Origin of the sequence: Peterkaempfera griseoplana (assembly GCF_001418575.1) — a bacterium.
GTDB lineage: Bacteria > Actinomycetota > Actinomycetes > Streptomycetales > Streptomycetaceae > Peterkaempfera > Peterkaempfera griseoplana.
In genome coordinates, this window is the sequence record NZ_LIQR01000081.1 from 1 (window position 1) to 13,065 (window position 13,065).

General features: G+C 70.1%; 13 protein-coding genes and 1 riboswitch. Of the genes, 7 read left to right on the top strand and 6 right to left on the bottom strand.

The features are described from left to right. On the bottom strand, positions 1–535 hold a 535-nt coding region (locus AOK09_RS06390; RefSeq protein ID WP_157875812.1), incomplete at its 3' end, for an aminotransferase class V-fold PLP-dependent enzyme. A gap of 379 nt (positions 536–914) precedes the next feature. Between AOK09_RS06390 and ctaC the strand changes: the two genes are divergently transcribed. The 5 genes from ctaC to AOK09_RS06415 all read left to right on the top strand — a co-directional run bounded on the left by ctaC (position 915) and on the right by AOK09_RS06415 (position 6,082). Next, a complete protein-coding gene (ctaC, locus tag AOK09_RS06395; protein WP_055586132.1) occupies positions 915–1,760 on the top strand; it encodes an aa3-type cytochrome oxidase subunit II in 846 nt (281 codons plus the stop codon). Further along, positions 1,757–3,511 (top strand): aa3-type cytochrome oxidase subunit I, encoded by a 1,755-nt coding sequence (ctaD, locus tag AOK09_RS06400; protein WP_055586133.1) that lies wholly within the window; start codon positions 1,757–1,759, stop codon positions 3,509–3,511. Before ctaC ends, ctaD begins: the two co-directional genes overlap by 4 nt. After that, complete coding sequence (locus tag AOK09_RS06405) at positions 3,511–3,909, top strand: cytochrome c oxidase subunit 4 (protein ID WP_055586134.1); 399 nt, start codon at positions 3,511–3,513, stop codon at positions 3,907–3,909. The genes ctaD and AOK09_RS06405 overlap by 1 nt, the downstream gene beginning before the upstream one ends. 194 nt (positions 3,910–4,103) lie before the next feature. Further along, positions 4,104–5,402, top strand: coding sequence for a L,D-transpeptidase (locus AOK09_RS06410; RefSeq protein ID WP_055586135.1), 1,299 nt, complete (start codon positions 4,104–4,106; stop codon positions 5,400–5,402). 86 nt (positions 5,403–5,488) lie between these two features. Then, positions 5,489–6,082, top strand: coding sequence for a hypothetical protein (locus tag AOK09_RS06415; RefSeq protein ID WP_055586136.1), 594 nt, complete (start codon positions 5,489–5,491; stop codon positions 6,080–6,082). A gap of 90 nt (positions 6,083–6,172) precedes the next feature. On the opposite strand, the gene AOK09_RS06420 is transcribed toward AOK09_RS06415, so the two are convergent. The 5 genes from AOK09_RS06420 to ctaE form a co-directional block, all read right to left on the bottom strand. Further along, on the bottom strand, positions 6,173–6,565 hold the full coding sequence (locus tag AOK09_RS06420; RefSeq protein ID WP_055586137.1) for a GntR family transcriptional regulator: 393 nt from the start codon (positions 6,563–6,565) through the stop codon (positions 6,173–6,175). 81 nt (positions 6,566–6,646) lie between these two features. Then, positions 6,647–8,305 carry a cytochrome bc1 complex cytochrome b subunit gene (gene qcrB / locus AOK09_RS06425; RefSeq protein WP_055586138.1) on the bottom strand — a complete coding sequence of 553 codons (1,659 nt, stop codon included), beginning with the start codon at positions 8,303–8,305 and terminating at the stop codon, positions 6,647–6,649. After that, on the bottom strand, positions 8,302–9,354 hold the full coding sequence (gene qcrA / locus AOK09_RS06430; RefSeq protein WP_245687150.1) for a cytochrome bc1 complex Rieske iron-sulfur subunit: 1,053 nt from the start codon (positions 9,352–9,354) through the stop codon (positions 8,302–8,304). The genes qcrB and qcrA overlap by 4 nt, the downstream gene beginning before the upstream one ends. An 8-nt stretch (positions 9,355–9,362) precedes the next feature. Then, entirely contained in the window at positions 9,363–10,169 is an 807-nt protein-coding gene (qcrC, locus tag AOK09_RS06435; protein ID WP_055586140.1) for a cytochrome bc1 complex diheme cytochrome c subunit, read from the bottom strand. A gap of 67 nt (positions 10,170–10,236) precedes the next feature. Continuing rightward, positions 10,237–10,857 carry an aa3-type cytochrome oxidase subunit III gene (ctaE, locus tag AOK09_RS06440; protein ID WP_055586141.1) on the bottom strand — a complete coding sequence of 207 codons (621 nt, stop codon included), beginning with the start codon at positions 10,855–10,857 and terminating at the stop codon, positions 10,237–10,239. A 174-nt stretch (positions 10,858–11,031) separates the two neighbouring features. Here ctaE and AOK09_RS06445 point away from each other — a divergent pair, with 174 nt between their 5' ends. After that, entirely contained in the window at positions 11,032–11,445 is a 414-nt protein-coding gene (locus tag AOK09_RS06445) for a response regulator transcription factor (protein WP_055586142.1), read from the top strand. 173 nt (positions 11,446–11,618) lie between these two features. Beyond that, positions 11,619–12,692 carry an anthranilate phosphoribosyltransferase gene (trpD, locus tag AOK09_RS06450; protein WP_055586143.1) on the top strand — a complete coding sequence of 358 codons (1,074 nt, stop codon included), beginning with the start codon at positions 11,619–11,621 and terminating at the stop codon, positions 12,690–12,692. 118 nt (positions 12,693–12,810) lie between these two features. After that, positions 12,811–12,929, top strand: a riboswitch (SAM riboswitch). Positions 12,930–13,065: the final 136 nt, after the last annotated feature.

Consider the following 13,065-nt stretch of genomic DNA (forward strand, 5'->3'; position numbering starts at 1 on the left):
CCAGCAGCGGCACCCCGGCCTCGGCGCACAGGGCGGCGGCCTCGGCGACCGGCTGCACGGTGCCCACCTCGTGGTTGGCGGACTGCAGACAGGCCAGGGCGGTGCCGCCGCCGGAGCCGTCGGCGGGGCGCAGCGCCGCGGCGAAGCGTGCGGCGTCCACCCGCCCGGAGCGGTCCACCGGCACCTCGGTGACGGTGCCGCCGGCGGCCGTGTGCACCTCGGCGGCGTGCAGCAGGCTGGAGTGCTCCACCGCGGAGTGCACCAGGTGACGTCCCCTCCGCCGGTTGCCGGAGAGCGTTCCCAGCGTGCCGAGTTGCACGGCCTGCGTGCCGGAGGCGGTGAAGGAGACCTCGTCGGGCCGGGCGCCCAGCACCTCGGCGACGGTCTCGCGTGCGGCGTCCAGCAGCATCCGGGCCCGCCGTCCGTCGCGGTAGAGCCGGGCGGGGTCCGCCCAGCCCTCGTCCAGGGCGGCGGTCAGGGCCTGCCGGGCGACCGGGTGCAGGGGGGCGGTGGAGGCTGCGTCAAAGTACGGCACACCCGCCACGTTAGCCCGGTCACCGATCGTCAGCCCGACGCGGTGCAGCCCTCGCCGCAGCATCGGTACGACGGTCGGACGGTCATAGGAATACCCCGCGCGGACGCGCCCCATGCGCGCCGCGAGGCCCCTGGCGAGGGAGTCCCCCGATCGGCTGTACGACCGCTGTGACCTGCGATTCCACCCCTTCGGGGGCTGATCGGGTACCCGGACGGCGCGTTAGCGGGACCTGCCCGTGAGACCTCGACAAGCCTGGAGTAGGGTTTGGCGCGCATAAACATCCAAACCCTGCCCGTGGCCGGGCCCCACGGGGTGGAAGGCGCCAAGCCCTTCCTCCCCGAGCGGTGCGATCGCGGGCGAGACTTCGGGAAGGCGCTACGTGAGTCCCAACGGCTCCGACCGCTCGCCGCGGCGCACGATGCGGCGGAAGCTGCCTCAGGCGCTGGCACTGGGCCTCGTCATCGCGACCGCCACCGGCTGCTCGTCCCAGGACCTCCCCAGGCTCGGCCTGCCCTCCCCTGTCACCAAGGAAGGACCTATCGTCCTCCAGATGTGGCAGGGTTCCTGGATCGCTGCACTCGTTGTCGGCGTGCTGGTCTGGGGCCTGATCCTCTGGAGTGTGGTCTTCCACCGGCGCAGCCGCACCAAGGTGGAGGTCCCGCCCCAGACCAGGTACAACGTGCCCATCGAGGCGCTCTACACCGCGGTCCCCATCATCATCGTCTCGGTGCTCTTCTACTTCACCGCGCGTGACGAGTCCCGTCTGCTGGAGACCTCCAAGAAGCCGGACCACGTCATCAACGTGGTGGGCTTCCAGTGGAGCTGGGCGTTCAACTACGAGAACGACGAGCACGGGAAGAACACCGCCGGTGCGTACGAGGTGGGCTCTCCGGCCCAGCCGCCGACGCTGTACCTGCCCAAGGGCGAGTCGGTCCTCTTCAAGCTGACCTCCAGGGATGTCATCCACGACTTCTGGACGGTCAACTTCCTGATGAAGATGGACGTCGTCCCGGGCCTGGTCAACCAGTTCCAGGTGACCCCGACCGCCTACGGCACCTTCCGCGGCAAGTGCGCGGAGCTGTGCGGTGTGGACCACTCGCGGATGCTCTTCAACGTCAAGGTCGTCTCCCCGGCCGACTACCAGAAGCATCTGCAGGAGCTCCGGGCCAAGGGTCAGACCGGCGCGGTGCCCTCCGGCATCATCACCACGGGAAGTGAGAAGTGACCATCCTCAACGAGCCCCACGGGGCAACCGGGGGTGCTGCCGCGGCAGAGTTCGGCGGGGGTGAACCGCGCACCCGCAAGGGCATGTCCGCGGTGAAGTGGCTCACCACCACCGACCACAAGACGATCGGCACCCTGTACCTCGGCACCTCGTTCGCCTTCTTCCTGATCGGTGGCGTGCTCGCCCTGGTCATGCGTGCCGAGCTGGCTCGTCCCGGGACCCAGATCCTGTCGAACGAGCAGTTCAACCAGGCCTTCACCATGCACGGCACGATCATGCTGCTGATGTTCGCGACGCCGCTCTTCGCCGGCTTCGCGAACTGGATCATGCCGCTGCAGATCGGCGCGCCCGATGTGGCCTTCCCGCGGCTGAACATGTTCGCCTACTGGCTCTACCTGTTCGGCTCGCTGATCGCCGTCGCCGGCTTCCTCACCCCGCAGGGTGCCGCCGACTTCGGCTGGTTCGCCTACTCGCCGCTGTCCAGCGCCATCCGCTCGCCGGGTGTCGGCGCGGACATGTGGATCATGGGTCTGGCCTTCTCCGGCTTCGGCACCATCCTGGGTTCGGTCAACTTCATCACCACGATCATCTGCATGCGCGCTCCCGGCATGACGATGTTCCGGATGCCGATCTTCGTGTGGAACGTGCTGCTCACCGGTGTGCTGGTGCTGCTGGCCTTCCCGGTGCTCGCCGCCGCGCTCTTCGCGCTGGAGGCCGACCGCAAGTTCGGCGCGCACGTCTTCGACCCGGCCAACGGAGGAGCGCTGCTGTGGCAGCATCTCTTCTGGTTCTTCGGCCATCCCGAGGTCTACATCATCGCGCTGCCGTTCTTCGGCATCGTCTCCGAGATCATCCCGGTCTTCAGCCGCAAGCCGATGTTCGGCTACTCCGGCCTGATCGCCGCCACCATCGGCATCGCCGGCCTCTCCGTGACCGTGTGGGCGCACCACATGTACGTCACCGGCCAGGTGCTGCTGCCGTTCTTCTCCTTCATGACCTTCCTGATCGCGGTCCCCACCGGTGTGAAGTTCTTCAACTGGCTGGGCACCATGTGGAAGGGCTCGCTGAGCTTCGAGACACCGATGCTCTGGACGGTCGGCTTCCTGGTCACCTTCCTCTTCGGTGGTCTGACCGGTGTGCTGCTGGCCTCGCCGCCCATCGACTTCCACGTCTCGGACTCGTACTTCGTGGTGGCCCACTTCCACTACGTGGTCTTCGGCACCGTGGTCTTCGCGATGTTCGCCGGCTTCCACTTCTGGTGGCCGAAGATGACCGGCCGCATGCTGGACGAGCGGCTGGGCAAGATCACCTTCTGGACGCTGTTCATCGGCTTCCACACCACCTTCCTGGTGCAGCACTGGCTGGGTGCCGAGGGCATGCCCCGCCGGTACGCCGACTACCTGGCGTCCGACGGCTTCACCACCCTGAACACGGTCTCCACCATCGGTTCCTTCCTGCTGGGCCTGTCGATCCTGCCGTTCCTCTACAACGTCTGGAAGACCGCCAAGTACGGCGAGAAGGTCACCGTGGACGACCCGTGGGGCTACGGCCGCTCGCTGGAGTGGGCGACCTCCTGCCCGCCGCCGCGGCACAACTTCCTCACGCTGCCGCGGATCCGGTCGGAATCCCCCGCGTTCGACCTGCACCACCCGGAGATCGCCGCCCTGGACTACCTCCAGAACCACGGCGAGCCCGCCAAGCACCTCACCGCGGCCGCGGCCCCGGGTGCGCAGAAGGAGGGTGACGCCTGATGAAGGAACAGGGCAAGATCTTCGCCGGTCTGGCGGTCTTCATCCTGGCCGTCGCGATCACCTACGGTGTCTGGTCGAAGGAGGCCGCGGGCACCACCGCGCTCTTCCTCGCCTTCGGCCTCTGCATCTTCATCGCCTTCTACCTGGGCTTCACCGCCCGCCGGGTGGACACCGGCGCCGGGGACAACCCCGAGGCCGAGGTCTCCGACGACGCCGGCGAGCAGGGCTTCTTCAGCCCGCACAGCTGGCAGCCGCTGGCGCTCGGCATCGGTGGAGCGCTCGCCTTCCTCGGAGTGATCTTCGGCTGGTGGCTGCTCTACTGGTCCCTCCCGATCATCCTGGTCGGCCTGTGGGGCTGGGTCTTCGAGTACTACCGTGGCGAGAGCCAGAACCAGTGAACCGCTGACCCCAGCGGCTCGACGGCCGGGGCCGGACACCTTCGCGGTGTCCGGCCCCGGCCGTTCGGCGTCCCGGCACGCGGCAGCCCACAGGGAACCACCCACCCGGATGGCGGTATCCCCTTCACCCTGAAATGCCCCGAACATCCCTTCTTTTTACGATGTGATGGGTTGTTGGTGATACGGAGGCGGCGATGGGCACTGCGGTCAGGACCCCGCGAGCGGCGCTGCTGCTGCCCGTACTGGGGCCACTCGCCCTGCTCGGAGCCGCCTGCACCACCGCGCACCCCGGCACCGACACGGCCCGCCCCGCGCGGCAGGTGGACGTCGCCCCGCTGATCCGGATGACCCCCGCGGCCGGCGGCACCGCCGACCCGGCCATACCGCTCACCGTCACCGTGGTGCGCGGCCGGCTCACCGACGTCACCGTCACCGACGCCGCCGGCCGCCAGGTCGCCGGCGGCCTCTCCGCCGACCAGCGCAGCTGGCACAGCACCTCCCCGCTCGGCGCCGGGACCCGGTACACGGTACGGATCAGCGCCGACGACGGCCACGGCGGACGCGGGGACACCACCACGGTGCTCACCACCGGAGTGGGCACCCAGCTGCTCACCGCCGTGCTGGGGCCCTCCCAGGCCGTCGACGGGGGCAGCGGCGTCTACGGAGTGGGCGAGCCCGTCACCGCCCAGCTGTCCCGGCCGGTGCACGACCCCGCGGGACGCGCCGCGGTGGAGCACGGGCTGAAGGTCACCTCCCAGCCCGCCGTCAGCGGCGCCTGGCACTGGGTCGACGACAGCACCCTGCACTTCCGCCCCGAGCACTACTGGCCCGCCCACGCCCGGGTGCAGGTGGCCTTCGACGCGCAGGGCCGCCGGATCGGCAAGGACCTCTACGGCGGCCCCACCAGCCGGGTCGCCTTCAGCACCGGGGACCAGGTGGAGGCCCTGGTGGACGCGGCCACCGACTGGATGACCTTCCGCCGCAACGGAAAGGTGGTCAGAACGCTCCCCGTGACCACCGGCAAACCCGGCTTCGAGACCCGCAACGGCATCAAGGTGGTGCTGGGCCAGGAGGCCGAGGTGCGGATGGACGGCGAGACGGTGGGCATCGCGGCCGACAGCGCCGACAGCTACGACCTGGAGGTGCAGTGGGCCACCCGGCTCACCTGGAGCGGCGAGTACGTGCACGCCGCGCCCTGGTCGGTGGCCTCCCAGGGCCACGAGAACGTCAGCCACGGCTGCACCGGCATGTCCACCGAGAACGCCCACTGGTTCTACCAGCAGGTGCGGATGGGCGACGTCCTGCGGGTGATCAACAGCCATGGGCACCCCATGGAGCCGTTCGGCAACGGCTTCGGCGACTGGAACGTCTCCTGGAAGGACTGGCTGGCGGGCTCCGCCACCGGTGTCGTGGTCTCCACCGGGGCGCCCGGGGCGGCCCTGCCCGACGGCGTGCGGATCCGCGCGACAGGAGCGCTGGCACCGCTGCTCTGAAGTCCTGTACACCGCGAAGGGCCGTGAACCGACCGTATGCCTCCGCCGGGTCCCCCCGGGGCGGGGCGCCTGGGAAGGAAGTGACCATGGGTGGTGCCTCTCGTCCCACCGCACGCCGCCGCAGGCCCCAGGGCGCGGGCGGTCTGCTGGCCGGCGGCCTGCTGGTCACCGGGACGGCCGTCGCCCTGGTGGCCGCGTTCTGGGCGGACGACACCTCCGCCGTCAACAGCGGCCTGCCGGTGGTGAGGGTGCTCGGGGTCAGCCAGAGTTCGGACTGCGCGGCCCTGACCGCCGCGCTGCTGGCCGGACGGAGCGTCGACACCGCACAGGCCATCGCCTGCGACCAGCAGGAGTCCGCCCGGATGGGCGTACTGCGCAGCCGGGCCCGGGCACGCGGCGAGCAGACGACGACGGGTTCCAGCCCCACCTGCGCGGCCGTCGACCGGCGAGCGGCCGCCGGCGACCCCACGCTGGACCTCGACCTCGCCTACCACTGCCGTCAGCGGGAGCGCTTCGCGGACCGCAGCGACGGGCTGGGCGGTATGGCCGGCCACGACCTCACCTCGCTCTGCCGTGGCGTCAGGGCCCGCCGGGACCGCGGTGAGCCGGTGGCGCCGCTGCCACTGGCCTTCTGCTCCCAGGAGACCGCGGCAACCGGGCGGCCGGCGCTCACCGGCTGAGCAGCCGGCGTCGCCCCGCCCGGCCCGCAACCCGGCGGGAGGGGCGGCCCGCGCGCCCCCATGCGGCGCTCGAAGCACGCAGGGGGCGTGTCACTCCTGCGGCGCGTCCGGTGTCTGGGGTCCGTACACGGCGCGCAGGGCAGTCACCGAGGCCCGCAGGGCCTCGTCCTGGGTGAGGCCCAACTGGAGCGTCCGCCGGGCGAAGTCCTCAGCCGCGGCGGCGGCATGCCGCCGGGCGGCGTCACCCGCGGCGGCGATCACCGTGCCGTGCCGGCCGCGGGTCTCCACCACCCCGTCGGACTCCAGCTCCCGGTAGGCGCGGGCCACCGTGCCCGCGGCCAGCCCGAGGTCCGCGGCCAGCGCCCGTACCGCGGGCAGCCGGTGCCCGGTGGGCAGCTCCCCCGAGCGGGCCAGCTCCGCGATCCGGGCACGGATCTGCTCATAGGGAGGGACGGGGGAGGAGGGGTCGACGGAGAGCTGCATGCGGTACCTCGTTCTACGGCCGAGGGCCCGCCTCCGGCAGATGCCGGGGACGGGCCCTTGGGTGGCGTTGCGTGCGGACGGTCAGTGGTGGCCGTGGCCGCTGGTGATCTCGCGGTACTCCTCGGCGCTGGGCTTGGGGATCTGCCCCTCGTCGCCGAAGTAGCCGCGGGACAGCTTGGCGCGCAGCTTCTGGGTGAGGCTCACCTTGCGGGCGACACCGTTCTCGTCCACCGCTGCCGGCAGCTCGGCGGGCCGGTGCTGGTCGTGCGCGGTGAGCTTGTAGAGCTGGGCCTGGGTCAGCGGCTCGTGCACCTCGATGAACTCACCGTGGGGCAGCCGCTTGATGATGCCGCTCTCGCGGCCGTGCAGCACCTTGTCGCGGTCGCGGCGCTGCAGACCCATGCAGATCCGCTTGGTGACCAGGAAGGTCACCACCGGGACCACGAAGAAGCCGATCCGCATCGTCCAGGTGATCGCGTTGATCGACAGGTGGAAGTGGGTGGCGAACAGGTCGTTGCCGCCCGCGATCAGCAGGACGAGGTAGAGGCTGATCCAGGCCGTACCGAAGGAGGTGCGGACGGGGGCGTTGCGCGGGCGGTCCGCGATGTGGTGCTCGCGCTTGTCACCGGTGACCCAGGCCTCCACGAACGGGTAGACCCAGATGGCGACCAGGACCAGCGGGAAGATCATCAGCGGGATGAAGACACCCAGGTTGAGGGTGTGGCCCCAGGCCCGGATCTCCCAGCCCGGCATCAGCCGGATGAGGCCCTCGGAGAAGCCCATGTACCAGTCGGGCTGGGCGTCGGTGGAGACCTGGTCGGGCCGGTAGGGGCCGTACGCCCAGATCGGGTTGACCGTGGCGATCGCGGAGACCACCGAGATCACACCGAAGACCAGGAAGAAGAAGCCGCCGGCCTTGGCCATGTAGACGGGCATCAGAGGCATGCCCACGACGTTCTTCTCGGTCCGGCCGGGGCCCGCGAACTGGGTGTGCTTGTGGTAGAAGACCAGGATCAGGTGGGCCACCAGCAGGCCCAGCATGATGCCCGGGATCAGCAGCACATGGACGGTGAAGAGCCGCGGGACGATGTCCGTACCGGGGAACGGTCCGCCGAACAGGAACATCTGCAGGTAGGTGCCGACCAGCGGCACCGCCAGCACGGCGCCCTCCATGAACCGGATGCCGGTGCCCGACAGCAGGTCGTCGGGGAGGGAGTAGCCCATGAAGCCGTCGAACATGCCCAGGATGAGCAGCAGGGCGCCGAACATCCAGTTGATCTCACGGGGCTTGCGGAACGCGCCGGTGAAGAAGACGCGCATCATGTGGACCAGCATCGCGGCCACGAAGACGATCGCCGCCCAGTGGTGGATCTGGCGGATCAGCAGACCGCCGCGGACATCGAAGCTGATGTCCAGGGTGGAGGCGTAGGCCTCCGACATCCTGATGCCGTTCAGCGGCGCGTAGGAGCCGTGGTAGACGACCTCGCCCATGCTGGGCTTGAAGAACAGGGTGAGGTAGACACCGGTCAGGATGATGATGATGAAGGTGTAGAGGCAGATCTCACCCAGCATGAAGGACCAGTGGTCCGGGAAGATCTTCCTCAGGTTGGACTTGGCGAGGCTGTAGATGCCGAGCCGTCCGTCCGCCCAGTCGGCTGCCGCCTCGGCCTTGTTGGCCGGCTTGGCGCGACTGCTGCTCGGCTGCGCGCCGCCGGAGGCGGCGCTGCTCGCGGCACTCATGCGCGCTCCCAGTAGCTCGGGCCGACGGGGGCGTTGAAGTCACCCGTGGCGATCAGGTTGCCGTCCGTGTCCGTCTTGATCGCCAGCTGCGGCAGCGGGTGGCCGGCCGGGCCGAAGATCACCCGGGCGCCGTCCGACAGGTCGAAGGTGGACTGGTGGCACGGGCACAGCACGTGGTGGGTCTGCTGCTCGTAGAGGCTGATCGGGCAGCCGACGTGGGTGCAGATCTTGGAGTACGCCAGGATGCCGTCGAAGCCCAGCTTGCCGGAGGCGCGGTCCTTGATGTCCTGCGGTGCGATGCGCACCAGCATGACCGCGTCCGTGGCGATGGCCTCCTGGAAGTTCTCGGCGGACTCCGCCAGGCCCTGCGGCTTGGCGAACACCAGCGAGCCGACCTGGATGTCCTCGGCCTTCAGCGGCTCGTCGGTGTTCATCGAGACCAGCTTGATGGGCGAGGCCGGAGTGGCCTTGTCCCAGCCGGTGTGCTCCAGCTTCTTCTCGGGCAGCGGGCCCAGGTCGCGCAGCAGCACCACACCGGAGAGCGGAACCAGCGCCATCGAGCCGATCAGCGTGGTGCGCAGCAGCTTGCGGCGCCCGAAGGCGCTCTCGTCCGCGCCCTGCTTGAAGTCGGCGATGACCTTGGCGCGGACCTCGTCCGAGGCCTCGATCGGGTGCCGCTCGTCGGCGACCTCCACGTCCGACATCAGCGTGCGGGCCCAGTGGACCGCACCGGCGCCGATGCAGAACAGCGCGACGCCGAGGGTGATGCCCAGGGCGAAGTTGAGGATGCTGACGTGGCCGAAGGGCCAGATGAAGACGATCTTGTCGATGTCGAAGGCGACATACGACGCGATGAAGGCGATGGTGGCGATCATCGAGACCGTGAACAGCAGCGCGACCTGACGCTCTGCGCGCCGGGCGGCGCGCTCGTCGATGTCCGTGCGGCGGACCTCGTGGGGCGGCAGCCCCGGGTCGGCGAACGGGTCGGCGTGGGGCTCGACCTCGTGGCCCTCGGAGCCGTGACGCTCCGGCAGGTTCTCTTCAGACATGTCCTGGCTCATGACTTCTTGGCCTTGGTGGTGTGGGCGGCGACCCAGATGGCGACGGCGATCAGCACGCCGAGCCCGAAGATCCAGCCGAACAGGCCCTCGGTCACCGGGCCGAGGCTGCCGAGGTCCATGCCGCCGGGGGACGGAGCCTCGGCGGTGTGCCGGACGTAGGCGACGATCTGGCGCTTCTGCTTCTCGGGCATGACCGAGTCGGGGAAGGACGGCATGTTCTGCGGGCCGGTCTGCATGGCCTCGTAGATGTGCCGCGGCGAGGTGCTGTCCAGCGCCGGGGCGTACTTGCCGTTCGTCAGCGCACCGCCCTTGCCCGCGAAGTTGTGGCACTGCGAGCAGTTGGTACGGAAGAGCTCTCCGCCCGCGGCGACGTCATTCGGGTCCGACGAGGTGTACTGGTCCTTCGTCGGGGTGACCGGGCCGGGGCCGAGCGAGGCGACATACGCGGCGAGCTGGTCGATCTGGTCCTGCGGGTAGATGTTCCTCTTCGCAGGAACCTGAGCGCCCGGCTGCTGGGCCGGCATACGGCCGGTGCCGACCTGGAAGTCGACCGCTGCGGAGCCGACGCCCACCAGGCTCGGGCCGTCGCTGGTGCCCTGTCCGTTCAGACCGTGGCAGGAGGAGCAGCCCACGGCGAAGAGCTTCTTGCCCTGCTCGATCGCGAGCGACTGCGACGAGGAGTCGGCCTGTGCCTTCTCGGCGGGCGCGAACGCGGCGTACAGCCCCCCGGTGGCCGCGAGCGCGAAGAGTAGGACGACAAGCGCCGCCAGCGGGTGGCGCCGTCGTGCGGAGAGCTTTTTCACGGATAACCCCGGTGTGAGGATCTTGGTCGTCTGGGATGTCTGTCGGCAGGTGGTCGACCTGCGACCGCTACTTGATCAGGTAGATGGTCGCGAAGAGGCCGATCCAGACGACGTCGACGAAGTGCCAGTAGTAGGACACCACGATCGCGGCCGTGGCCTGCTCGTGGGTGAACCGCCTGGCTGCGTACGTACGGCCCAGGACCAGCAGGAACGCGATCAGACCACCCGTCACGTGCATGCCGTGGAAACCGGTGGTCAGGTAGAACACCGTGCCGTACGCGTTCGAGGACAGCGAGAGGCCGTCGTCCCTCACCAGCGAGGTGTACTCGTAGATCTGACCGCCGATGAAGATCGCGCCCATGATGAAGGTGATCACGAACCACGAGCGGAGCTTCTTCACGTCGCCGCGCTCGGCGGCGAACACACCCATCTGGCAGGTGAAGGAAGAGAGCACCAGGATCGTGGTGTTGGTCGCCGAGAAGGGCACATTGAGCGCGCTCGCGTGCTCGTGCCAGAAGGCAGGCCCCGTCACGGACCGGAGCGTGAAGTACATCGCGAAGAGGGCCGCGAAGAACATCAGCTCGGAACTCAGCCAGACGATGGTTCCGACGCTGACCATGTTCGGCCGGTTGACCGATCCGTGCGCGTGCCCGGTTTCTACTGCTGTTGCTGTCGCCACGACCGACATTATGTCGGTCCCTTATTCAGCCTTCACTCCGGGGGTGGTCCCTCGGTGTGTCCGGGTTGTGACGTACCCTCCAACGGCTCACACGGGGTGTCGCGAGCCGTGATCGGGAGTACCATCCACCAGCAGCGAAGTGGTCCCGATCACATCCCGCCAAGACCCCCGGGGGCATCTCCCATGGCGCACGAGACCGTCACCGTCCTCGTCTACAGCGACGACCGCAACACCCGCGAGCAGGTCCGCCTGGCGCTGGGCCGACGTCCGGCGGCCGATCTGCCGACGGTGGAGTACCTGGAGTGCGCCACGGCGCCCGCGGTCGTCCGCGCGCTGGACGCCGGGGGCATCGACCTCTGCGTCCTGGACGGAGAGGCGGTGCCGGCCGGAGGCATGGGGCTGTGCCGCCAGCTCAAGGACGAGATCTACGGCTGCCCGCCGGTGCTGGTGCTGATCGGCCGGCCGCAGGACTCCTGGCTGGCCGCCTGGAGCCGCGCCGACGCCGCCGTCTCCCACCCCGTGGACCCGGTCGCGCTGGCCGGCGCCGCGGCGGAGCTGCTGCGCGCCCGTACCGCCCGGCAGGTCCACGCCTCCTAGGGCCCGCGCGCCCGGCGCCGTCCGCCGAAGGCGGCGCCCCGCCGGGCCGCGGCCTCGGGTGCGGCGCCCGGTCTCAACAGGAGAGACCGGGTTGCGCTGTCCGGGCGCCCGGCGGCCACGGCTGGATAGGGTGGCCTTCCCCTACTGTCCACAGGCGAAGGCTGGAGTTGGTCATGGCGAACGTGGCACCTGCGAGCGGCGGCGGCGACCCCGTGCAGGCACGGTCCTGGCCGGACATCCTCACTGCACTGATGCAGCGCGAGGACCTCACCGAGGCCGACACCTCCTGGGCCATGTCGCAGATCATGAGCGGGGAGGCGACCCCCGCCCAGGTGGCCGGCTTCGTGGTCGCGCTGCGGGCCAAGGGTGAGACGGTCGAGGAGGTCGGCGGCCTGGTCGAGGCGATGTACGCCTACGCCGAGCCGCTGGAGATCCCCGGCCCGTCCGTGGACATCGTCGGCACCGGCGGGGACCGGGCCAAGACGGTCAACATCTCCACCATGTCGGCGATCGTCGCCGCGGCCGCCGGTGCCAAGGTCGTCAAGCACGGCAACCGCGCGGCCTCCTCCGCCAGCGGCTCCTCCGACGTGCTGGAGAAGCTCGGCGTCAGCCTGGACATCTCCCCCCGCAGGGTCGCCGAGGTCGCCGAGGAGGCCGGGATCACCTTCTGCTTCGCGGCCAAGTTCCACCCTGCGATGCGGCACACCGCCCGGGTCCGTGTGGAGCTCGGCGTCCCCACCGCCTTCAACCTCCTCGGCCCGCTCACCAACCCCGCCCGGGTGAAGTCCTCCGCCATCGGCTGCTTCGACACCCGGATGGCCGGGATCATGGCCGGAGTGCTGGCCCGCCGCGGCTCCACCGGACTGGTCTTCCGCGGCGACGACGGCCTGGACGAGCTCACCATCACCGGCACCTCCCGGGTCTGGGTGGTCAAGGACGGCGCCGTGACCGAGACCCCCTTCGACCCCCGCGACGTGGGGATCTCCGTGGTCGGGATCGAGGCACTGCGCGGCGGCGACTCCTCGTACAACGCCGAGGTGGCGCGGCGGCTGCTGGCCGGTGAGCGGGGCCCGGTGCGCGATGCGGTGCTGCTGAACACCGCCGCTGCGCTCACCGCCCTGGACCTCGGCGACGCGCCCCTGACCGAGCAGCTGGCGGCCGGCATGGAGCGGGCCGCGCAGGCCCTGGACTCCGGCGCCGGGCTGCGCACCCTGGAGCGGTGGGCGGCCGCCACGGCCCGCGACTGAGCACACCGCCAAGGGGGCGGCAGTCGGCAGGGCCGGCTGCTGCCCCCTTGCACGGGGACCGTCCGTATCGCGGACAGCGATTGGGACGGCGGCCGGTCCTCTGCCATACTCCTCGGCAGGTCATGAGTGACAGCACCACAAGCCCCGGCTTGCTGTCCGGCAACCCTCCGTCCGTGGCGGGGTGCCCCGGGTGAAGACCAGGCCGCACGGTAGTCGTGCCTGCGGCAAGCGCGGACCCCTCGTGTCTCCAGGGGTCCTGGTCCGAGGAGCCCAACCCTGATGAAGCGAATGCGCTAGAGGCCAGCGGCCTCCCCACCCCCGCCGCCGCCCGGTGCGCCCCAGCAGCGCCCGACCGGCCCCGGGACGACCCCGT